Source organism: Mangrovibacterium marinum, assembly GCF_003046625.1.
GTDB classification, from domain to species: domain Bacteria; phylum Bacteroidota; class Bacteroidia; order Bacteroidales; family Prolixibacteraceae; genus Mangrovibacterium; species Mangrovibacterium marinum.
The window spans coordinates 125,086-147,532 of the sequence record NZ_QAAD01000002.1 but is presented as its reverse complement, the minus strand read 5'-3'; the positions used below and the strand labels follow the sequence as shown (position 1 = coordinate 147,532).

The window sequence follows — 22,447 nt, the reverse complement described above, 5'->3', positions numbered from 1 at the left end:
CACAAATGTTGACGCCCACCCCGGCCGTAATTCCGATTTGTAGTCGAAATTATCCCCTCGATTTCAGTTCGGGCTTCGTTGGGGGCAACTGGTTGTCGGCACGATTGCTGAATAGCGCCGGGTGCAAATTGACCTGTGAAGCGGGATAAGCTCACTGCTTTCGGGCTGCGGACTTCACGAATCAGTTTTTCCAGTCGGGAGGGGTTCACCGGTCTGCCCAATCAGATTACTTTTTTAGTGCCGTTGTAATTTTCCCGGAATTCAGAAGGCGTGCAGCCTTGACTCTTTTTAAAGATCCGGTTGAAGTTGGAGATGTTGTTAAAGCCACATTCGTAACAGATTTCTGTAATTGTTTTATTCGACTCAATGAGTAGGCGTGTGGCAAATCCCAGGCGCAGCTCGTTCAGGAAATCGACAAAAGTCTTCCCGGTTCGTTGTTTAATCAGGCGGCTAAACGACACCACCGACAAGTCAACCAGGTTGGCCACTTCTTCGAGCTTTATCTTTTTATTGTAGTTGGCCTGAACGTAGTTGTAGACCTTCTTGATTTTTTCGCTGTTCAGGAAGTTGTCCTTCTGCGAAAAGGAGATGTTGGTCAGCAGTTGCTGATCTCTGGAGATGGCCAGATCGTAGAGGATACTTTGAAATTCCAGGAAACTGTCGAAACCTCTTTTTTGACTTAAACCCAGTAGCTTTGGTTCGATAAACTTGATGGTTTCCTCCGAAAATGCAACCCCGCGGTAGGCATTGGTCAGCAATTCCTGAATCGGCTTCAGTATGTTCTTGCCCAGGTAACTGTCTGTGAGTAGATCGGTGGGGAACTGAATCGTGATTTCATGCAGGGTTTCGGTTTGCGAGTTGTGCATGTTTTCCCATCCGTGGTACAGGTTGGGGCCCACAAGTACCAGCTCGCGGTCGCCAATCTCGCGGATGTGATCGCCCACAACCCGTTTGGCGCCTGTGGCATTCCGGATGTAGTTGATCTCAAATTCAGGGTGAAAATGAATCGGAAAATTAAAGCCGGTTCGTTGCCTGTCGAAAACCAGAAAACAATCGTTGGTGGTTAGCGGGGTGATTTCACGGTGGATTTGTGCAGTCATCTTTTTTTTGTTTCAAAATTAGAGGATGTGATCCAAAAAGTCAAGTGTGGTGTGAAAAAAGTGTAGATATTATTAATAATAGTACTTGTGACTTTTATTCGTGCGTTTTTGTGTGTTGAGGTTTATATAATGGATTGTTGTAGAGGGTCTAGGTGTGTTTTTAAAGTCTGGTTGTATCTTGTTTTTGGAATGCTTGTTGGCTATTTATGATTGAAAAATACGCAAAAATGATAAAATAGTATTTGTGAGATGAAGTGTTTGGTGTCTATTTTTGTTTCGTAAAGAAAGTTTCATCTTTGTATGTTTAACAATTTTATAAAACCTAACTAAAACAGAGTATTTTATGAAAAAAAGTTTGCTCTTTTTTCTTACGCTGTTCATGTTTGCTATTAGTATAGCAAGTTATGCGCAGCAACGGATGGTTAGCGGTACGGTGTTCGACACGGCCAAACGAAGTTTGCCGGGTGCCACAGTCGTGGTTAAAGGAACGGCCAAAGGTACGGTAACCGATGTGGATGGCCGGTTTTCAATCGATGGCGTGTCGTCCGGCGATGTGCTGGTATTCTCATTTATTGGAATGACAACGGTTGAGGTTCCGGTAGCAAATCAAACCGTAATTAATGCAACGCTCGAGGAAGAATCGATCGGTTTGGAAGAGGTTGTTGCGGTTGGTTACGGAACCATGAAGAAAAGTGATTTAACCGGTGCTGTTGTAAACCTTTCCGGTGAAAAACTGAAAGAATCTATTGTAATTAACCCCGACCAGATGATGCAGGGCAAGGTTGCCGGTGTGCAGGTTCAGGCGAACTCGGGTGCTCCCGGGGCAGCGAACTCCATCCGGATCCGTGGTGCCAGTTCCATTAACAACACCAACGAACCGTTATATATTATAGACGGTATCCCGGTGAGTGGTGCCGGTACCGAAACGGCTGGTTTCTCCTGGTCGGGCGGTTCTAACGGCCAAAATGTGGTGAACCCGCTGGCCTCAATTGCCCCTAGTGATATTGTTTCGCTCGACGTATTGAAGGATGCCTCGGCTACCGCTATTTACGGGGCCGCCGGTGCGAATGGTGTTGTGATTGTAACAACCAAACGGGGCCGGGCTGGTAAAACGCAGATTTCCTACGATGGCTATGTTGCCCTTCAACACCGGGCCGAAAAGATGGATATGATGAACCTGCAACAATTTGCCGTTTATCAGAACCAGTTGTATGATGAAGGTCTGATGGGGACTATTGATGAGGCCTACCTGGATCCTTCCTTGCTTGGCAAAGGTACCGACTGGCAGGATGCCGTTTCGGAAGATGCCTGGATGCATACGCACAACATCTCGATGAACGGCGGAACGGAAAGCACCAAATTTGCCGCCTCCGTAGGCTACACCAACCAGGATGGGATGTTGCTGAATTCGAGCTTCGAACGCTATACCGGTCGTGTTAATGTGGATAGCGAGGTAAACGACTATGTAAAAGCAGGAGCTTCGCTGTCGTACTCGCGCACCGACGAATCTATTATCAATAACGATGGGATCAACGGGGTGGTGATGCAGGCTGCATTGATGTCGCCGCAAGTGCCTGTTTATGATTTCGACGGCAACTATGCCGGCCCGGAATCTGTAAACGGTTCGTCTATTTACAACCCGGTGGCCCTGACAAAAGATCAGGATAACACCTTGCTTCGCGAGCGTATCATGGCCAACACTTATGCGGAAATTAAGCCGTTTAAAACACTGACTTTCCGTTCTGAATTCGGTATCGACCGGTCGAATAACCTGAATAAGGGGTTTAAGCCCAGCTACGAATACGGTCAGTTGAAAAATACCAATATTCAGATTATGCAGCGTCAGGATGAAAGCCTGTACTGGATCTGGAAAAACTATGCTACTTACTACGAAACGTTTGGTAAGCACACCATCAACTTTATGCTCGGTTCCGAAACCTCCAAGTCGTCCTGGGAAGGAATCCAAATTGTGAAAGATCAGCTCACTTCGAACGACATTCGTGTGTTGAGTGCCGACGGTGAGCTGGTTTCCAACTCAGGCTGGAAAGATGCAGCCAGTAATGTGTCGTTCTTCGGACGGGCGAACTATAATTATGGCGACCGTTATTTGTTGACGGCGACTTTGCGTGCAGATGCTTCTTCTAAATTTGGCGACAATAATCGTTGGGGGTACTTCCCCTCGTTTGCTGCGGCATGGCGTGTTTCCAGTGAACAGTTTATGGAAAACACGAAAGGTTGGTTATCGAACTTGAAATTGCGTTTGGGATACGGACAGGTTGGTAATGCCAATATTGGAACCTACCTGTACGGTTCAACCATGCAGGCCTTTCCATCAGCCTTCGGTACCGCTTACCGCATGTCGAACAATGCAAACCCGGATCTGAAATGGGAAGCATCGGAACAATACAATGGTGGTATTGACTTTGGCTTGTTCGACAGCCGTGTAAACCTGACGGTTGACGCGTACTACAAAACCACCAAAGATTTGTTGCTGCAACCTTCTGTATCGCCGGTTCTGGGTGGATCGGAGTATGTTGATATTCAAACCCCGTTTATGAATATTGGTAAGGTTGAAAACCGTGGTCTTGATATTTCGCTGAATACGGTTAACATCAGCAAAAGCGATTTTCAATGGAGCTCGAATGTGATCTTCTCGCTAAACCGCAACGAAGTAAAAGCGCTTGACGACCAGGGAACAACCATCTACGGGAAACTCGACTGGTATGCTGCTTTTCAAACTGTATCCATGATTGCCGTAGGACAACCAATCGGTGTATTTTACGGTTATCAAACCGACGGACTGTTCCAGGATGCGGAGGACATCCGTACATCGGCGCTCCCCGAAGGAATTAACATTCACCGTACAACCGGCGTTTGGGTGGGCGACGTGAAATTTAAAGACCTGAGTGGTCCCGACGGCGTTCCTGATGGCGTCATCAACGAGTACGACCAGACGGTTATCGGCGATCCAAACCCGGATTTCACCTTCGGCTTTACCAATACCTTCTCGTATAAAAGCTGGGAGTTGGGCATTGGCCTGACCGGATCGGTAGGCGCAGATGTGCTGAACTACGTGCGCGTAAAAACGGAAGGACTGATGTCGCAATGGGACAACCAGGCTGTTGATGTGCTGAACCGCGCACAGTTGGGCTATCTGGATGGCAATAATATGGATGTTGAAAATATCGACAATTCGTACCTGATTAACCCCGGTGCCGAGATGCCACGCTGGAGTGGTAACGATATTAACGGGAACAACCGCATGAGTGATCGCTGGATCGAAAACGGTTCGTACCTGCGCATTCAGAATATCTCCTTGTCGTACTCGTTGCCTCACCGCTGGTTAAAGCCAACCGGGATGTCGCGTTGTAAACTTTACCTGAATGCACAGAATGTTTACACCTTCACCAACTATTCCGGACTGGATCCTGAAATCGGTTCGTATAACCAGCAGGCAGGATTGTCGAATGTGGATATGGGACGTTATCCTTCACCACGGATTTATACCCTGGGGGCAAACATCACATTCTAATTTTTAAAGCTTACAGAAATGAAAAAAATATATCAAGCATTATATCTGTTGTTTCTTGCGGCCGCCATGGTTTCCTGCAACGATTTTCTGACGATCGTGCCCGAAGATGAGCAGGTGCTGGAAACATACTACACATCGGAAGATGCTGTGAATGCCAATACGGCTTCGCTCTACTCGGCTTATGTTTGGGGCGATTTCGATATGAACTTTATGTGGATGGCCGGTGACGAATTGGCCGGCGACCTGTACTATACTTACGATCAGGAAGGACAATTCTATTACATGACCTTCAACAACGGCAACTCGTTCCTGAAGCAAGGTTGGAATGGCTTGTTCCGCGTCGTATCTTATTGTAATAATATCATTAACGGTATGCCTTCGGCTGCCGGCGCCAACGGTATTTCGCAGGACGTGATTGACCGTGCGCTGGGCGAAGCCCGTTGTATCCGTGGTATTGCGTACTATTTCCTGACCGAGTACTGGAAAGATGTTCCGCTGATTACCGATAACAACATTTCGGGCGATCAGGTCATTCGTAATACACAAGCCAGCGTTTACGAATTTATCCGTCGCGACTTGGTTTTCGCTTCTGAAAATCTTCCTGCTTCACCCTTCCAGTCTGGACGTTGTTCAAAATACACCGCCTTGGGGATGTTGGCTAAATTGCACCTGACCATGGCTTCGCACCTGGATGATGCTGAATCGGCTGCCAACTTCACGGCTGCCAAACAATACGCCCTTCAGGTAATTAACCAAAGCGGCCAGAGCCTGTACAACGACCTGTCGACCATGTTTTACCCGGCAGGCAACAACTCGTCGGAGTCGCTTTTTTCAATTCAATGTACAAACGATGGTTACGGCTATGGTAACGGACGAAATGTTTCGCTTTCGCGCAATGCGCTGATCACCCTCGGTTCGTCGTGGGGTGCCGGTAAAGGCCCGACATTGAGTTTGCAGGATGCCTTTGAACGCGGCGACCTGAGACGTTATTACACCTACATGCGCAACGGCGATTCGTACGATAATCTCGGCGGCGGAGGGTATGACTACTACAACTTTTCGGAAGACGAAAGCACTGAAACCTCCAACGAAATGCTGGCCCACGTGCGTAAATATGTGATTGGTGCCAACTCCGACTGTGGTGGCGTTGCCGGAGCTTCGAACCAGGATGCCGGAAATAATATCTACCTGCTGCGTTTGGCCGATGTTTATCTGTGCTATGTTGAAGCTTGTATCGGTTCAGGAAGCTCAACCGACGATGCAACTGCTTTGGATGTGTTTAAGCAAATTCGAACACGGGCCGGCTTGGGCTGGTCAAGCGAAACAATTACCTACGACCAGTTGATTAAAGAACGCCGGGTAGAGTTTGCGCTGGAAAGTATCAACTTCTTCGATATTAAACGAATGAGCTACCGCGATATGAACAAAGCCCTGGCCTATTTGAATGATATGGACCGGGAACGGCAATATGTTTCCAACGGGCAATTTACCTGGCAGGAACGCAATGCTGCCGGAGCTTATCACGGTGGTTTTACAGCTGTTAACCCCAATGACGACGTTACCGGCAAAGGGTCAATCTTTTACCTGAACGAAAATGTCGGGCAAATTACGGTCACGGCGTCGAACCTGGTTTTGCCTATTCCGGCGGAAACATTAACCAAAACGCCTTCGATTACAGCTGATCCGGTTGATTATGAATTTAACTGATTAGAAAACGAACTCTTATGAAAAGATATTTAGTAAATATAGTTGCAATTGCATGTGCCGCAGTGTTGCTGTGGGCCTGTGAGGATAACGATACCATCTCGGGCGGAGGTACTCCGGTGGTGAGATATGTGCGCCCCTGCGATGTGGACGCTTCCGACTCCCTGCTGTCGAGCGCTTATCTGGGAGCTAAAATTGCCATCATCGGCGAGTCGCTGGGCAATGTCAACAAGATCTACTTCAACGATCAAAAAGCCAAGCTAAACCCCAATATGGTTACCGATAATGCCATTATCGTGTCCATACCCAGCGGGATTCCGAATTTAAAGGAAGACTTGATTAAGCTGTATACCAACAACGATTCCTGTTATTACACGTTTGAAACCCAGGTGCCTGCGCCTACAGTTAACTCCATGACTTGTGAGTACCTTGAGGCTGGCGATGTGGCACATATTGAAGGGCTCTACTTTGTGAATGACGAAGGAACTCCGCTGACGGTAAGCTTTACCGGTGGTGTGCAGGGTGAGATTGTTGAATCGGATCTGACAAGCATTGATGTGATTGTTCCCGAAGGTGCTGAGCGTGGTCCGATCACGGTAACGTCGGTTTACGGTGCGGAGGAGAGCAGTCTTTGGTTGCGCGATAACCGCAATCTCATAGCCAACTTCAACCCGGATAATTACCCCGATTATTATTACTATTTCGGATGGCACGGCGCCAGTGGCGTTTCGGATGACAGCGGTATCAACGGCCATTATCTGATTATCAATGGCGAGGGAAAAGAGCTGAATGATGACTCCTGGGACGACGGCTTCCTGGCTTGGGAAAAGTGGACTTACCTGCCTACTGATCCGGATTTCTTTAACGCCAACAAGCTGGATGAATACAGTTGCAAATTTGAAGTGAAAGTGCTTGGCGATTGGTCCTCCAAAGCCTTGCAGGTGATCTTCACCGGTGCCGACGACGTGATGATGAACTGGCAAAACGGCAATGGCCTGACCTATAATTCGAAGTATGGCAGTGCCAATGGTTATGTGTCCGATTCCGAGTATCCGCGCGCCTTATGGCAACCCTGGACCGAGACCAGCGACAAAACCTATACGACCGATGGCTGGATAACCGTAACCATTCCGATGACCGAGTTTAAGTATGGCCCCAATGGCGAGAGTATTGCTGCACCAAACGGCGCGGGACACTATTCGGGCCTGACCTTGTTCCTGAATGGCGGAGGGGTAAGCGGAACTCCCTGTAATGCCACGATGCTGATTGATAACGTTCGTATCGTTCCTAATTAATCAACCTAAAAAATGAATGTAATGAAGCTAAATATCAAATTCAAACAATGGATGGCTTTGCTGCTGGCCGTTGTTGCAGTGAGCTTTGCAGCTTGCTCCGACGACGATGATGACGCAGTTTCCGGACAGGTGGTGTTCGAGGCCTTTGGCCCCAGCCCGGCCCTGCGTGGCAGCGACTTAACCTTTATTGGCCGCAATATGGATCAGGTGACCAGCGTGATCCTGCCCGAGGATATCGAAATTACGGCTATCGAAGTGGTGAGCAACGAGAAGATTAAGGTGACAATCCCGCAAAATGCCGGGGTTGGCTATGTGAAATTGCAAACCCCCAACGGAACGCTGACCTCAAAAACAGTTTTGTCCTATATCGAGCCAATCAGTATTTCAAGTATTGCTCCCAATCCGGTGAAAGCCGGCCAAACACTGACCATTGAAGGGGATTACCTGAACCTGATGCACAAAGTTATTTTTGCCGATGGCGTTGAAGTGATGAGTAAAGACTTCACCAAATGGGAGCGCGCCTCCATTCAGCTTGTCGTTCCCCGCGAAGCTCAAACCGGCACCATTACCCTGGCCGATACGGCAGCAATACCTGTTGAGTTGGAGTCGGAACAAGAACTTGCCGTGGTGCTGCCGTCGGTAGCTTCGGTTGAAACCTTTGCCGATAAAAAACCGGCCGACGCGATTGAAGTTGCCGGAGCCGACCTGGACCTGGTTGAGCATATTGTGCTGGCCAATTCGGATACGATTGACTTTACGGTTGAAGAAAATACAATAAGCTTTGTGTTGCCCGAAGGAACAACCGACGGCACAATCAATATGATTGCCTACTCGGGCGTACATGTTCCGGTAGCAGAAGTAACGATGGCTGTGCCAACCGAATTGGTGGCCGCCCCGGTTGTTGATTTGCGCAATGGCGACCTGATCACGGTTTCGGGTGCGAATATGGACCTGGTAACAACAGTGGCTTTCCCGGGTGTTGCCAATGCGGTGAACCCCGAATCGGTTGCCGCTGATCAAATTACGGTGCTTGTGCCCGAAGGCGCAATTAGTGGCACTGTGATTCTGAACACCGCCAGCGGCAATACAGCTGGTTTTGAAATTGAAACACAAAAACCGGCTGTTTCAGCCTACAATCCCGATCCCGTATCGGCCGGAAACGAATTGATCATCGAAGGTGCCAACCTGGATCTGGTGGTGTCAGTGACCTTCGCCGGTGATCAAACGGTTGAAGTGACCCCCGCATCGGCTACCAGCCTCACGGTTGCCGTTCCTGTTGATGCCGAAAGCGGAGAGCTGGTGTTGACCATGGCCAATGGTGAAACGGTAACAGCTCCTTTGTTGACGGTTGAAAAACCGGAGTTCTGCTATGTGCCGGTATTGCCCGATGCGGAAACCGAAATTAATGCCGGAACCGTGCTGACCCTGGACGTGAAAAATGAAGATAAGTTGACTGATGTGAAGGTGAATGGCACCACAACCCAATTTATTCTGGAAGGAACAAAATTGTACGTTCTGATTCCGAATGATGCCGGTGGCCAAACCGATTTACAGCTCGTGTCGTCTAATGGCGATATCACGTATCAGCTTGATGTGATTGGCTCAAGCACCAAAGAAACGGTTGTTTATCAGGGGCCACTTTCGTTAACCTGGGGTGACGGAGGACGCGTATTCGTTAGCGATGCTGCTTTTGAAGGGGTGTCAGCCGGTTCGATCCTGAAAATTTACTTCACCCAAAACGATAACTGGGGACAGGCGCAAATTAACAACGGTGGCTGGGCTGTCATTCCTTTTGCCGAGTTGAATAACGACGGTTATATGACAACCGACACTTACGGCGATAAAGCAGTTTCGGAACAAGAGCTGGTATTGACGCAGGATGTACTGGATAATATCACGGCGAATGCCTCGTCCGGTAACGCGCTGATCATTCAGGGCTCCGATTGGATCATCTCCAAAATAAGTATCATCACCTCGGCAGCCGCTTCCGAAACAATTTGGGAAGGCGAGCAGGCGATGGGTAACTGGGCTTCCTGGGTGCAGTTGTCGGCCGACTTGTTTGCCACTGCAAAAGTTGGCAAAACGCTGACCCTGACCATTAAAGATCAGGATGCTGGCGTAGATTACTGGCAGGTAGCGGTGAAAAACGGATCTAGCTGGGGTGATATTCAGATCTTTGATGTTGCACAGGATGCCACAACGGTTGAAATGCCAATCACCGCTGATTTGTTAGCCGTAATGCAGGATGTCGGATTGATTTTCTCCGGCTACAGCTACACGCTAACAAAAGTTGAAATAAAATAGAAATCTTATCAATAAGGAAGGTCGCCCCACGATGAGGGGGCCTTTCTTTTAAAAAAATGGAATTCAGATGAAGAAATTGATGTATACACTCTGCTGTTTGATTTTAGTTGCGGGAGGCCTATGGAGCTGTAGCAGTAGTGATGGCGACGACCCGGTTGTATTGGATCCACCGGCACTGGTGAGTTCCAGTCCGGTTGACGGGGCTACCGGTATTGCAGCCGGCGAAATCACCCTGGTATTGACTTTCGACCAAAATGTGACTTCACCCTCGGCTTTACAAAGCACAGTTTCCCTCGATGGAGCTACCATTAGCTCGTTTTCGGCCCGCTTGACGACTGTAACGATACAGGCCAGCGGATTGCAAAAAGGAAACAGCTACGAGTTGGTGATTCCTGCGGGTGTTATCCAGGGGCCGACAAAAGTGGGAACGTCGGAAATCACGATTCATTTTTCAACAGAAGAAGAAGTGGTTTCGGAAATTACCACAAGCCTGGCAGTGGCCAATCCATCAACGGAAGCACAGCATGTGTACGATTTTCTGCTCGAAAACTACGGAACGAAAATCGTGTCGTCAACCATGGCCAACGTGAACTGGAATGTCAACGAGGCAGAATGGGTACATCAGCATACCGGTAAATATCCGGCAATGGCAGCCTTCGACTATATTCATTTTATTGAGTCGCCCGCCAACTGGATCGACTACACCAACACAACGGTGGTGGAAGACTGGTGGAACAACAACGGGCTGGTGGCAGCCAGTTGGCACTGGCGGGTACCGGCTTCGGAAGGCTCTTCAACTTATACTTATGCCACGGATGCAACCAACTTCAGCACAGCCAACGCAACTGTTGAAGGTACCTGGGAAAATGACGTGGTAAAGGCTGATCTGGCCAAAATGGCCGCTTACCTGAAACTGCTTCAGGCTAAAAATATTCCCGTAATCTGGCGGCCATTGCACGAAGCAGCCGGAAATATCTACGAATTTACGGGCGGTACAGCCTGGTTTTGGTGGGGGAACGATGGCGCTGAAGCCTACAAGGCACTCTGGAAATATGTTTTCGATTATTTCGAGGCTGAAGGCCTGAACAACCTGATTTGGGTGTGGACAACGCAAACGAAAGATCAAGCGTTCTATCCGGGTGACGATTATGTGGATATCGTTGGCCGCGATGTGTATAACAACGCTGATGCGTCGGATATTGCCGCCGAATTTCAATCGATTCAGGAGACTTACCCAACCAAGATGGTGACCTTGAGCGAGTGTGGAAGCGTGGCAACAATTTCCGATCAATGGTCGGCCGGTGCACAGTGGTCGTTCTTTATGCCCTGGTACGATTACGACCGCACGGTTGATGTCAATTCTGCGGCTTTCACCAGTACCGATCATGAACACGCCAATGCAGCCTGGTGGACGGATGCAGTTGCGAACACAGCTGTCATCACCCGAGACGAAATGCCCGATTTAAAATAGAAAAGGATCATGAAGATGATAAGATATGCAGTGAGTTTGGTGCTTGCAGGAGTGCTTTTGGCATCCTGCAGTAGCCTGCTGCAACCGAAAGAGAATAAAGTAGTTTCAGTAGCCTTTTCCGAAGACTGGAAATTCCAGCCGGGAGAGGGGAAGGATAGTTTGTGGATGGAGCCCGCTTACAACGATTCGGCCTGGGCGACTGTTTCATCGAAAAAGCCATTTACCGAACAGGGACAGGCAACCCAAAACGGTTTTGCCTGGTACCGCAAATCGGTGGTTTTGCCCGACAGCCTGAAGAGCGCCATCGCTGAGGCCGGTGCTTTTGTACTGAAACTGGGCCGTTTTGCGTCGGCTGACGAAGTGTACTGGAACGGCACTCGGGTCGGGAAAACCAGTGAGTTTCCCCCCGACTATAAAGGCTACAGCGATCAGGAACGGAATTATTTTGTGAAGGCCGACTCCGTGAAGCTGGAGACAGAAAACCTTCTGGCCATCAAGTTTCACGATGGCTGGGGAGCCGGCGGTTTTCTTGACCAATCGGTGCTGACCATCGCCTCGGCCGGAACCAACGATAGGTTGCGGATGACTGTCGCGGTGAACGATTCGGACTATGTGTTTCTGGGCGACGAACCGCTCAGTATTGGTGTGAGCCTTCAAAACCTGAACAGCTTCGCCCTGAACGGGACGCTGAAGGTGAAAATTACCACCGACACTTACGAAGCGGTGAAAGCAGACTCGATGGCCATTACCATTGACGGATCGGCCCTCAGCGAGCAGGAATTTACGTTCCGGAATCCGGAACCCGGCTTTTACCGTTACACGGTTACTTTTGAGCGAAACGGGCAAACGGCCGCCGAAAAGCAATTTAACCTCGGTTACGAACCCGAGAAAATTGAATCGCCGATTGATGCCAAAGCCGACCTGAAGGCCTTTTGGGACAACAACCTGAAAGAACTGGCTAAAGTAGCGCCCAACTATAAGCTGACCTTGGTTCCCGAATACTCGAAGCTGGATTACGACATGTACCTGGTTGAGATGTACTCGCTCGACAATGAGTTGATTCGAGGTTACTACGGAAAGCCTAAACGCGACGGCAAGTTCCCGGTTATTGTTGAATATATGGGTTATGGATCGGGGCCCTATCCGCCCACGCAAAGCTGGGACGGTTTTGCCCATTTTGTGTTGTCCATTCGCGGACAGGCGCTCAATAAACCCACCAACCGCTTTGGAACCTGGGTGACTTCCGGCGCCGACAGTAAAGAACACTACTATTATCGCGGAGCTTTTATGGATGTTGTTCGTGCGGTCGATTTTGTGTGCAGCCGTCCCAAGGTTGATGCAAGCAAGATTGCTGTTCGCGGCAGCAGCCAGGGTGGCGCCCTGTCCTTCGCTTCCGCAGCCTTGGACAAACGTGTAAAGGTCGCTGCTCCGGGCATCCCGTTTTTGTCGGATTATCCCGATTACTTCCGGATTGCACCCTGGCCCAAAAGCGATTTCGACACCTATATGAAAGAACATCCTGAGGCGACCTGGGAACAGGTTTACGAGGTGCTGAGCTATTTCGATATTAAAAACCTGGCGCAGTGGATCACTTGTCCGCTTTACATGGGCATGGGTGTGCAGGATAATGTTTGTCCGCCGCACACCAATTTTGCGGCTTACAACCAGGTGCGGTCTGAAAAACGCTGGATGGCCTGCCCCGACTACGGACACAGCACCAGCGAAGCCTACTGGAACGCGTCGATGAAATTTATTCGGGAGACACTGGAGGTCGACTAAGCCTTTTTGAAATAGAATTATAAACCATTTAAACACCATTTAATGCGTACGAAATTAGCTGTCCTGGCAGGGGCTGCCAGTCTTCTTATTGCCAATGCTTGCGGTACTTCGGCCGGAAAGAAAACATCTGCGGACGAGCAAAATACAATTTTGACGGAGCTGCAAGCCGCCAAAGGGAAAGGGATTCTTTTTGGCCACCAGGACGATCTGGCCTATGGCGTTGGCTGGGAGTATATCGATGGGGAGTCTGATGTGAAACGAGTGGCCGGTGATTATCCAGCCTTGTTGGGTTGGGAGTTGGGCGGCCTGGAGCTGGAGCATGCCGTAAATCTTGACAGCGTTCCGTTTTCCAAAATGAAGGAGCTCGCAGCTTGGGGCTTCGAGCATGGAGCGATCAACACCTTCAGCTGGCATCCGCATTCACCCATCGACTCGGTGAACTCGTGGCACGGCGACTCGGTGGTGGTGAAGCACATCCTCCCGGGTGGCGCTTTTCATACGCAGTTTAACCACCAACTCGACCTTGTCGCTGCCTTCTTTTCGAGCTTGAAGGACAAAAGCGGCGGGCCAATTCCTTTCATCTTTCGCCCCTGGCACGAGATGGACGGCGACTGGTTTTGGTGGGGATCCAAAGCCTGTAGCCCCGACGAGCTGAGGAGCTTGTTTCGTTACACGATCGACTATCTGCGCAACAAAGGATTGAGCCAAATGGTGGTTGCCTATTCGCCCGACTGTAAGTTCAACACCACCGGGGAGTACCTGACATGGTACCCGGGTGATGACATGGTCGACATTTTAGGGATGGACAATTATTACGATCTGAAGCAACCCGAAGGCGAAAAAGAAGCCATCAGAAAACTACATCTTGTAATCGATCTGGCGAAAGAGAAAAATAAACTCGCTGCGTTGACAGAGACTGGTTTGGAACTGGTTCCCGATTCGAACTGGTATTCGCAAAAGCTCGGATCGGTGCTGAACGATTCGCTGGTGCGCGCAGAACTGAGCTATGCCATGGTTTGGCGAAACGACTCGGAGAAGCACTTCTTTTTCCCCTATCCGGGGCAGAAGGCAGCAGACGATGCCAAAAGCCTATTACATCAACCACATATCTGGTTGTTAAACGACTTTTATCAATTTAAGAAATAATAAAGAACGATGAATATGCCGACTAATTTGTTTGAGGAAAGATTGGAGCTGATGAAACAGAAACATCAGAATTTGATCACGAGAGAGAATAATGAGTTGTTTAGCGACAACGGGGTGTACAATCGGTATGAGTTCCCGATTTTGACGCGCGAGCACATTCCGCTGCATTGGCGTTACGATCTGAATAAAGAAACCAATCCTTACTTTATGGAACGTATCGGGTTTAACGCAGCCTTTAATTCGGGGGCCATTAAGTTGGGTGATAAATATGTGTTGGTGGTGCGTGTGGAAGGAAACGACCGGAAATCATTTTTTGCCGTGGCCGAAAGTCCAAATGGCATCGATAATTTCAAATTCCGTGATCGGCCGATCGTTCTTCCGCAAACCGAAAAGCCCGATACGAACGTGTACGATATGCGCCTGACGCAACACGATGACGGTTGGATTTACGGGGTGTTCTGCACCGAGCGTAAAGACCCCAACGCGCCCGATGGCGATACGTCGAGCGCGGTTGCAGCAGCCGGCATTGCCCGCACCAAAGATCTGGATAAGTGGGAGCGCCTGCCGGATTTGATTTCAACCAGTGGCCAGCAACGCAACGTGGTGCTGTTTCCGCATCTGATCGACGGTAAATATGCCTTCTACACCCGCCCGCAGGACGGATTTATCGACACCGGTAAAGGTGGTGGCATTGGTTTTGGTTTGGCTGATGACATTGAAAAGCCTGAAGTGAAAGAAGAAGTGATTGTGGATGCAAAAACGTATCACACCATTTACGAAGTGAAAAACGGCCTTGGCCCTGCGCCGATCCGCACAAAGCACGGTTGGTTGCAACTGGCTCACGGTGTTCGTAACACCGCTGCCGGCCTGCGCTATACACTTTATATGTTTATGACGGACCTGGAAAAACCTTGGATTGTAACGCACAAGCCAAACGGCCATTTCATTGCGCCGCTCAAGGGCGAGCGTGTTGGCGATGTGTCGAATGTGGTGTTTTCGAACGGATGGATTGAAGATGAAGACGGCAAGGTGTTCATCTATTATGCCTCGTCGGATACACGCATGCACGTGGCTACAACAACGGTTGAGAAGCTGGTGGACTATTGCATGAATTCGCCGCAGGATCAGCTGCACTCACATCTGTCGGTTCAAAATATCAATGAGCTGATTGATCAGAATCAAGACTTTATGAACCTGTTGTAGTGTGATGCTTTTAGAACCTGTTCTTATGAAAAAAATGCAAACACTTCAAACTTTGTCATCGGAGATGCAGGACGAATTGTCCCGCATCCTCGATTTCTGGTCGAGCCAGGCGGTTGACCATGAATATGGCGGTTTTGTGGGCCAGATCGACTCAGCCGGGCAAACCTTCCCCAAGGCGACTAAAGGAGCGGTGCTGAACACCCGGCTGCTGTGGACCTTCTCGGCGGCTTACCGAAGCACCTCCAACACGTTGTACCGATCCATGGCCGATCGTGCCTTCAACTATTTGATTACTCATTTTTGGGATCAGGAAAACGGAGGCCTGTTTTGGGCGTGCGATTATCAGGGAAATCCCTTAAATACCCGCAAGCAGGCTTATGCGCAGGGCTTCGGTATTTATGCTTTTTCGGAGTATTTTCTGGCTACCGGCAACGAGGAAAGCTTGGTCTATGCCCAAAAGCTTTTTGTGTTGCTCGAGGAGAAGTTCCGCGATCCGCAGTTTGACGGCTATCTGGAGGCACTTACGGCCGATTGGCAACCGTTGGACGATATGCGCCTGAGCCCGAAAGATGCCAACTCGCCCAAATCGATGAACACGCACCTGCATATTCTGGAGCCATACACCAACCTGTACCGAGCCTGGCCCAATGCGCAGCTGAAAGAACGGATCGGCCTTTTGGTAAAACTGTTTCAACAGCGAATCATCGATCCGCTAACCGGCCACTTCAACCTGTTCTTCAATTTAGACTGGACGGTCCAGTCAAACATTGTGTCGTACGGCCACGATATTGAAGGAGCCTGGCTGCTGCACGAAGCAGCGCTCGTGATCAAGGATACCAAGCTGATCGATTCGGTGCGCCAGTCGGCATTGCGACTGGTGGAGGTCACCCTGGACGAAGGGCTGGCTGCTGATGGCTCGGTTTGGTACGAAAAGGAAGGAGCGCATACCGATAAGGATCGCCATTGGTGGGTGCAGGCCGAAGCCATGGTGGGCTTAATGGATGTCTGGGAAATTGAAAAAAATGATCATTACATTCATCATTTGATTGCGATTTGGGAATTTATTAAGCTAAATTTGGTCGATCGAAAAAACGGAGAGTGGTTTTGGAGTGTCGATGAACAGGGAAATCCTAAATTAAATGAAGATAAGGCGGGATTCTGGAAATGCCCCTATCACAATAGCCGGGCGTTGATTGAGCTCACAAACCGCATCGCAAAACTTTAATTTGAAATGAATCAACCAATAAAACTAAAAGAAAAAATCGGGTACAGCTTTGGCGACTTTGCCTCGTCGATGTTTTGGAAGCTGTTTACCATGTTCCTGACTATTTTTTACACCGATGTTGTGGAGCTGACTCCTGCGGCAGTGGGGACGATGCTCCTGCTCACCCGAATATGGGACAGTGTGAACGATCCGATGATGGGCATCATCTGCGACCGCACCCATACCCGGCAGGGAAAGTTCAGACCTTACTTGTTCTGGGTCGCCATTCCTTTTGCCATTATCGGAGTACTCACTTTCACCAAGTTTAATTTCGGCCCAAGCGGCAAGCTGATTTATGCCTACATCACCTATACCTTGATGATGATGGTGTATACGGCGGTGAATGTGCCTTATTCGTCGTTGATGGGGGTGATGACCCCGGTGCCTGCCGAACGGACAACGCTCGCCTCGTTCCGCTTTTTGGGAGCTTTTGCCGGCGGTATTTTCGTGACTGCCACAGCGGCTCATCTGATCGACTTCTTTAAACAGGGAGGGGCGTCCGAAGCGCAGGGCTATCAGTATACCATTGCAATTTATGCCTTTCTGGCTGTTGTATTTTTCTGGTTAACCTACGCCTGGACCAAAGAACGGGTGAAACTTGCACCGCAAAAAGAATCGTCGATTAAAGAAGACTTTAAAGATTTATCCAAAAACCTGCCTTGGTTCATTGTGCTGGGTACCGGCGTGTTTGCCCTGATATTTACATCCTTGCGCGATGGGTCCATGATGTACTATTTCAAGTACTATATCAAGGATCAGCAGTTGCCCTTTTGGGGAGAGGTAGGCTGGGATAAGCTTGCCTCGGTTTATATGACCCTGTGGCTGGTGTGCAATATGGCTGGTGTTGCATTAGCCAAACCGCTTTCCGACAAGTTCGGGAAAAAATGGACTTACATGTGGTCGATGTTGCTATGCTCCGGCATTAGTTTCTTCATGTATTTGCTCGAGCCGGAGCAGATTACGTTAATCTTTGTGTTGAATATTATTGTTGGTCTTGCTGCCGGTATTATTATGCCCTTGATTTGGGCCATGTATGCCGATATTGCCGACTTCTCGGAATGGAAAACCGGACGTCGTGCAACGGGACTGATTTTTTCATCTTCGTCCATGTCCCAAAAGATGGGCGGTGCGCTTGGAGGAGCCATCACCTTATGGATTTTGGCGGCCTACGGTTTTCAGGCCAACCTGGACCAGACCGCCGATGGAATTACCGGTATCAAAATGATCTTCAGTATTTATCCGGCCATTGGAGCATTGGTGTCGGCCTTGTTCATTGTTGCTTATCGCCTGAGTGATAAATTTATGGTTCAGGTAACAGCCGAGCTGGAGCAGAAGCGGCAGGGCGACAATTCCGGCGTGGAACAATAAACGAACGAATATAAGGCACGGGCATGTCCGTGATTTTTTTAACGATAAGGTTGTGCCACTCTTAGCTGCGACCTAAAAAAACAATTAAACAACAATGAAAAAATATTTGATTTTAAGTCTGTTTGTATGTTGCGCATTGGGCGCATTTAGTCAGAAAACCAAAGGTTTGGCCTTGACGCCTCCGATGGGCTGGAACAGTTGGAACACTTTTGCCTGCGATATTGATGAAGACCTGGTGAAGGAGATTGCCGATGCCATGGTTGAAAGTGGCTTGCGCGATGCTGGTTACCAATACCTGGTGCTCGACGATGGCTGGTTGGCCATGGAGCGCACAGCGGAGGGCAAATTGATTGGCGACCCGAAGAAATTCCCCAGCGGCATGGAAGCGCTTGGCGAATATATTCACTCCAAAGGGCTCAAATTCGGGATTTACAACTGTGCCGGAAATAAAACCTGTGCCGGCTATCCGGGAACAAGAGGTCACGAGTTTCAGGACGCCCAAACGTATGCCGACTGGGGCGTCGATTTCCTGAAATACGACTGGTGTAACACTGAAAATCTGAATGCCAAGGGGGCTTATCAAACTATGCGCGATGCTTTGTATGCAACGGGACGCCCCATTGTTTTCAGCATCTGCGAGTGGGGCGACAACAAACCCTGGGAGTGGGGCGCCGAAATGGGACAGCTATGGCGCGTGTCGGGCGACATTGTGAACTGCTGGGATTGTGAGTATGGTCACGGAAGCTGGTCGTCCTTTGGGGTGTGGAAAATCATTAACATGCGCAAGGATATTCGCAAATATGCCGGCCCCGGCCATTGGAACGATCTGGATATGATGGAGGTGGGGAATGAATTTACCGATGCTGAAAACCGCAGCCACCTGGCCATGTGGTGTATGCTGGCTTCACCGCTGATTATGGGGAATGACATTCGTACGATGAGTGAAGAGACCCGCAAAACCCTGACCAACAAAGAAGTGATTGCAGTGAATCAGGATTCGCTCGGCATTCAGGGATTTCGTTTCCTGAACGAGAACAACATTGAAACCTGGATTAAGCCCCTGCAAAACGGCGACTGGGCCATCACCTTTGTGAATATGAATGAAAAAGCATTCGAGCTGGATTTCAACTGGCAAAAGCATGAATTGGGTGACGACCTGAACCAGAAATTTGCCCATCTGGAGCACGAAACTTACCAATTGCGCGACTTGTTTAATCACCAGGATCTGGGCAATACCTCGAAGCCGCTGAAAGCCACAATCGGCGTGCATGATGTGCTGATGTTGCGCCTGGTGAAAAAATAAGCGTTCCCGATTTTTTCGTCCCATCCGGAAAACGGCAATAAATAGTTAGCCTCCAACAGAGCTCGGTAAGTGAAGCTTTGTTGGAGGCTATTTTTCTGAAAGTCACATCGGGTGATGCGCCTGCCTGCGTAGGCAGGGTTTCCAACCGCATCGGGGATGCCTTTGGGATGGTTCCCGTCGCCCCCGCTCTGCTTGCAGAGAGGGGACAGAATTGAATCAATTCGACAGGATTGGTTCATTTCAGGGGAGAGTTACCGAGGGCTGCTGGTATGCGCTTTGAAAGTTCCTTCCATGACGTTTCAGAGCCTGCTTTTTTCTCTCCTACTTTTTCTCAACGCGGATCTTTTGTCCTACCGGACGGGTTTTCATTTTTGTAGTCCTGCCCGGCCGGTCTGACGGGGACACAAAAACGAAACAAAAAGGTCATGGCTGATTTTTATCTGCAACCGCCATCTGCCGAAAAGCTAAGTTCATCCCGATATCATCGGGATTCTCTAAGCTTTTCATTTGATTTCGGCCTTGAAAAAAATAGGCCAACCGGTTCCCAACGTTTTCTCATTGATCGAAACGCCTTCTTTCTTGTTGATGGCGTTTTAGAACGACAACCCGACAACTTGTGAAAACAATGACAACAGCATCGTTGAAAAAATCCGAAACTTTCATTTCTGTTGGTGATTCCCGGGAATCATGAATGTTTTTTATGTCGAATGTGTTGCAACGATTCGCACGTCCTCATTCTGATGACCGATGAAGGGACGTTTTCTGCTGAAATAGCCCGGGCTGTCTCTTTTCCGACATGGCGCCAGATCAACCGGGAGATGAGTGAATAGGGATTGGTTGGCGCACGATAGCGCGTGTTAATCATAACGGGGGTCAAAAAGATCCGGACAGGATAATCCTTGTAATATTTCGAAAACAAATTGCGTTGCTTCTTCATATAATGAACAAATTCCACGACGAGCAAATCGCTTGTGCGACTGGTATTTTGATTTCGGAAGGAATAGCACAGCGCTCCATCTAAATGAGAAACAGCTGCATTTAAGGCCGGAAGATTGTGATCGCAATGAATAATTACTGATGGGAATTATATCGGATTTATTTACTTTGTAAGCGTGAATAAGGACGAACGCCATAGAAAGCTGGTTTTAGGAGATACCGAAGCATTTGAAGGACTTTTCAAGCTGACCCATCCCCGAATGCTGAGCTATTGCCGCTTGTTTGTTCCCGACTATCATGTTGCAGCTGATTTGGTGCAGGAGTGTTACTTAAAACTTTGGGAAAAAAGAGAAACACTTAAACCCAATCAATCGGTTGAAAGCTACCTGTTTGTCATGCTTCGGAACCGCTGCTTCAATTTCCTGCGTGATAAAAAGCTCGAATATGCTGTTGACGATGTGCTGTCGCTCCCCGAGATCGATATGCAACACCTGTTTGAACTCGATTTTACCGGTCTTGAAGGAAAATCAATTGAAGAGGAATTGATTGATGCCATTAAGCAGGAAATCGAAAATTTGCCTGAAAAAAGAAAACTGGTGTTTGTAAAGTCGAAACTGGAAGGCCTGAAAAATAAAGAAATTGCCGAATTGCTGGGCATTTCAACAAAAGCCGTAGAAAAACATCTCTACGAAGCAAAGTTGCAGATAAAGAGTGCGTTGGTTCATAAATATCCGCTATTGACCTTGCTGATTTCATTTATTCTGAAATAATTTTTGAAAAACGAGGTAGTGATTTTCATGATTGGGTGTACTCCTTATGAGTAAAGACCAATAAAATGAAAGAACTCATTCGAAAATACTTGTCGGCGAAGGCAGATCGTCACGACCAGTCCCGACTATTGACTTGGTTGCGGCAAGGGAAAAACCTCCAGGCATTTAATGTTGAGAAAGCTGCTTGGGAAGAAGAAGCACTCGAGGGAGAGATGTTACTTGAAAGCCAATACCAGTGGAATAAAATCCAGAAGAGGCTTTTGCATCAATCCCAATCCGACCTGAAGAAAAAAACGGTCTATCTGCAATATTTCAAATATGCATCGGTGGTTCTTCTTTTTTTGACACTCGGGATCACCACCTATTTTCTGGCAACCGACACGAATCAGTCGAGCGATTTCTACACCGAAGTCTCGGCCCCTGCCGGTCAAAAAACACAAATTATGCTTCCCGATAGTTCAGTCGTTCGGCTGAATGGCGGAACAATGCTGCGCTACAATAATTCATTCGGAGCCGAAAACCGGTTTGTTGAATTGGACGGAGAAGCTTATTTCGATGTGCGCAAAAGCAGCCGTAAGGCATTTATTGTACATACCCGCGAATTGGATGTGAAAGTGTATGGTACCTCCTTCAATGTGAATGCCTACGCGAATGATCACACGGTGGAGGTTGGCTTAAAGCACGGGAGTGTTGGTATTGAGCAAAATAAACAAGAAGTCTTGCGTATAAAGCCCGGTCAGTTGGTAACCTACAGTAAGGAGGCTAATCGGTTTCGGGTCAATAACGCGGATATAAGTATGATTTCGGCCTGGACCAATAATGAACTGGTCTTCGATGAAAAACCCTTTAACCTGATTTGTAAATATCTGGAGCGATGGTATGGCGTGGATATAGCGCTGTCCAATGAGCTGATTGATAACCAGAAATACACCTTTAGAGTGAAGACCGAGTCTTTACACGAGGTGCTGGAGTTGATTCGTGAGTTAAAACCGATTAATTACCAAATCGATGGTGAAACCGTCAAGATTACTAAACCTTAAATGAATTGAACATGTCGTGAAATGAAAAACTTAAATCCGGTATAAGTAAAATCAAAAAAAAAGGCCTACCACGAAGATAAGCCTTTCTAAAAAGTATTAATTATTAACACAGTCAGGAAAAGCTTGTTACGCCACATAACAACCGTTTCCGCTAATGACTGGTAATCCTAACAAAACTATGAAAAAAAACTGTAGTTCGGGGAGGAATTGGCTAAATTCTATTTCCCGAAGA

General features: G+C 48.5%; 14 protein-coding genes. 13 read left to right on the top strand and 1 reads right to left on the bottom strand.

The window, feature by feature from the left end; all coding sequences use genetic code 11:
- Positions 1 to 221 precede the first annotated feature (221 nt).
- Positions 222 to 1,100: an AraC family transcriptional regulator gene (locus tag C8N47_RS02405; protein WP_107820920.1), complete on the bottom strand. Its 879-nt coding sequence runs from the start codon at positions 1,098 to 1,100 to the stop codon at positions 222 to 224.
- A gap of 343 nt (positions 1,101 to 1,443) precedes the next feature.
- On the opposite strand from C8N47_RS02405, the gene C8N47_RS02400 reads away from it, so the two are divergent.
- The 13 genes from C8N47_RS02400 to C8N47_RS02340 all read left to right on the top strand — a co-directional run bounded on the left by C8N47_RS02400 (position 1,444) and on the right by C8N47_RS02340 (position 22,215).
- Positions 1,444 to 4,632 (top strand): SusC/RagA family TonB-linked outer membrane protein, encoded by a 3,189-nt coding sequence (locus C8N47_RS02400; protein ID WP_107820919.1) that lies wholly within the window; start codon positions 1,444 to 1,446, stop codon positions 4,630 to 4,632.
- Between the two features lie 18 nt (positions 4,633 to 4,650).
- Complete coding sequence (locus C8N47_RS02395) at positions 4,651 to 6,339, top strand: RagB/SusD family nutrient uptake outer membrane protein (RefSeq protein ID WP_107820918.1); 1,689 nt, start codon at positions 4,651 to 4,653, stop codon at positions 6,337 to 6,339.
- Between the two features lie 17 nt (positions 6,340 to 6,356).
- Entirely contained in the window at positions 6,357 to 7,631 is a 1,275-nt protein-coding gene (locus C8N47_RS02390; protein WP_107820917.1) for a glycan-binding surface protein, read from the top strand.
- Positions 7,632 to 7,652: 21 nt separating this feature from the next.
- A complete protein-coding gene (locus C8N47_RS02385) occupies positions 7,653 to 9,935 on the top strand; it encodes an IPT/TIG domain-containing protein (protein WP_107821100.1) in 2,283 nt (760 codons plus the stop codon).
- Positions 9,936 to 10,002: 67 nt separating this feature from the next.
- Entirely contained in the window at positions 10,003 to 11,406 is a 1,404-nt protein-coding gene (locus tag C8N47_RS02380) for a glycosyl hydrolase (RefSeq protein WP_107820916.1), read from the top strand.
- A 9-nt stretch (positions 11,407 to 11,415) separates the two neighbouring features.
- The gene (locus C8N47_RS02375; protein WP_211316016.1) at positions 11,416 to 13,185 is read left to right on the top strand and encodes an acetylxylan esterase; all 1,770 of its coding nucleotides are present in this window, start codon (positions 11,416 to 11,418) and stop codon (positions 13,183 to 13,185) included.
- A gap of 42 nt (positions 13,186 to 13,227) precedes the next feature.
- Positions 13,228 to 14,331 carry a glycoside hydrolase family 26 protein gene (locus C8N47_RS02370; RefSeq protein ID WP_107820915.1) on the top strand — a complete coding sequence of 368 codons (1,104 nt, stop codon included), beginning with the start codon at positions 13,228 to 13,230 and terminating at the stop codon, positions 14,329 to 14,331.
- 51 nt (positions 14,332 to 14,382) lie between these two features.
- Positions 14,383 to 15,534, top strand: a complete 1,152-nt coding sequence (locus C8N47_RS02365; RefSeq protein WP_281257076.1) for a glycoside hydrolase family 130 protein — start codon at positions 14,383 to 14,385, stop codon at positions 15,532 to 15,534.
- A 25-nt stretch (positions 15,535 to 15,559) separates the two neighbouring features.
- Positions 15,560 to 16,759 carry an AGE family epimerase/isomerase gene (locus C8N47_RS02360; RefSeq protein ID WP_245915657.1) on the top strand — a complete coding sequence of 400 codons (1,200 nt, stop codon included), beginning with the start codon at positions 15,560 to 15,562 and terminating at the stop codon, positions 16,757 to 16,759.
- Positions 16,760 to 16,765: 6 nt separating this feature from the next.
- Positions 16,766 to 18,166 (top strand): MFS transporter, encoded by a 1,401-nt coding sequence (locus tag C8N47_RS02355; protein WP_107820914.1) that lies wholly within the window; start codon positions 16,766 to 16,768, stop codon positions 18,164 to 18,166.
- Positions 18,167 to 18,260: 94 nt separating this feature from the next.
- On the top strand, positions 18,261 to 19,469 hold the full coding sequence (locus tag C8N47_RS02350; RefSeq protein ID WP_107820913.1) for a glycoside hydrolase family 27 protein: 1,209 nt from the start codon (positions 18,261 to 18,263) through the stop codon (positions 19,467 to 19,469).
- A 1,112-nt stretch (positions 19,470 to 20,581) separates the two neighbouring features.
- Positions 20,582 to 21,175: an RNA polymerase sigma-70 factor gene (locus C8N47_RS02345; protein WP_107820912.1), complete on the top strand. Its 594-nt coding sequence runs from the start codon at positions 20,582 to 20,584 to the stop codon at positions 21,173 to 21,175.
- A gap of 65 nt (positions 21,176 to 21,240) precedes the next feature.
- The gene (locus C8N47_RS02340; RefSeq protein WP_107820911.1) at positions 21,241 to 22,215 is read left to right on the top strand and encodes a FecR family protein; all 975 of its coding nucleotides are present in this window, start codon (positions 21,241 to 21,243) and stop codon (positions 22,213 to 22,215) included.
- The last annotated feature ends 232 nt before the right edge of the window (positions 22,216 to 22,447 follow it).

Excerpts from the sequence above, each read along its gene's own strand:
- C8N47_RS02405 (WP_107820920.1), bottom strand. The coding sequence starts at position 1,100 with ATGACTGCACAAATCCACCGTGAAATCACCCCGCTAACCACCAACGAT.
- C8N47_RS02400 (WP_107820919.1), top strand. The coding sequence starts at position 1,444 with ATGAAAAAAAGTTTGCTCTTTTTTCTTACGCTGTTCATGTTTGCTATT.
- C8N47_RS02395 (WP_107820918.1), top strand. The coding sequence starts at position 4,651 with ATGAAAAAAATATATCAAGCATTATATCTGTTGTTTCTTGCGGCCGCC.
- C8N47_RS02390 (WP_107820917.1), top strand. The coding sequence starts at position 6,357 with ATGAAAAGATATTTAGTAAATATAGTTGCAATTGCATGTGCCGCAGTG.
- C8N47_RS02385 (WP_107821100.1), top strand. The coding sequence starts at position 7,653 with ATGAAGCTAAATATCAAATTCAAACAATGGATGGCTTTGCTGCTGGCC.
- C8N47_RS02380 (WP_107820916.1), top strand. The coding sequence starts at position 10,003 with ATGAAGAAATTGATGTATACACTCTGCTGTTTGATTTTAGTTGCGGGA.
- C8N47_RS02375 (WP_211316016.1), top strand. The coding sequence starts at position 11,416 with ATGAAGATGATAAGATATGCAGTGAGTTTGGTGCTTGCAGGAGTGCTT.
- C8N47_RS02370 (WP_107820915.1), top strand. The coding sequence starts at position 13,228 with ATGCGTACGAAATTAGCTGTCCTGGCAGGGGCTGCCAGTCTTCTTATT.
- C8N47_RS02365 (WP_281257076.1), top strand. The coding sequence starts at position 14,383 with ATGAAACAGAAACATCAGAATTTGATCACGAGAGAGAATAATGAGTTG.
- C8N47_RS02360 (WP_245915657.1), top strand. The coding sequence starts at position 15,560 with ATGAAAAAAATGCAAACACTTCAAACTTTGTCATCGGAGATGCAGGAC.
- C8N47_RS02355 (WP_107820914.1), top strand. The coding sequence starts at position 16,766 with ATGAATCAACCAATAAAACTAAAAGAAAAAATCGGGTACAGCTTTGGC.
- C8N47_RS02350 (WP_107820913.1), top strand. The coding sequence starts at position 18,261 with ATGAAAAAATATTTGATTTTAAGTCTGTTTGTATGTTGCGCATTGGGC.
- C8N47_RS02340 (WP_107820911.1), top strand. The coding sequence starts at position 21,241 with ATGAAAGAACTCATTCGAAAATACTTGTCGGCGAAGGCAGATCGTCAC.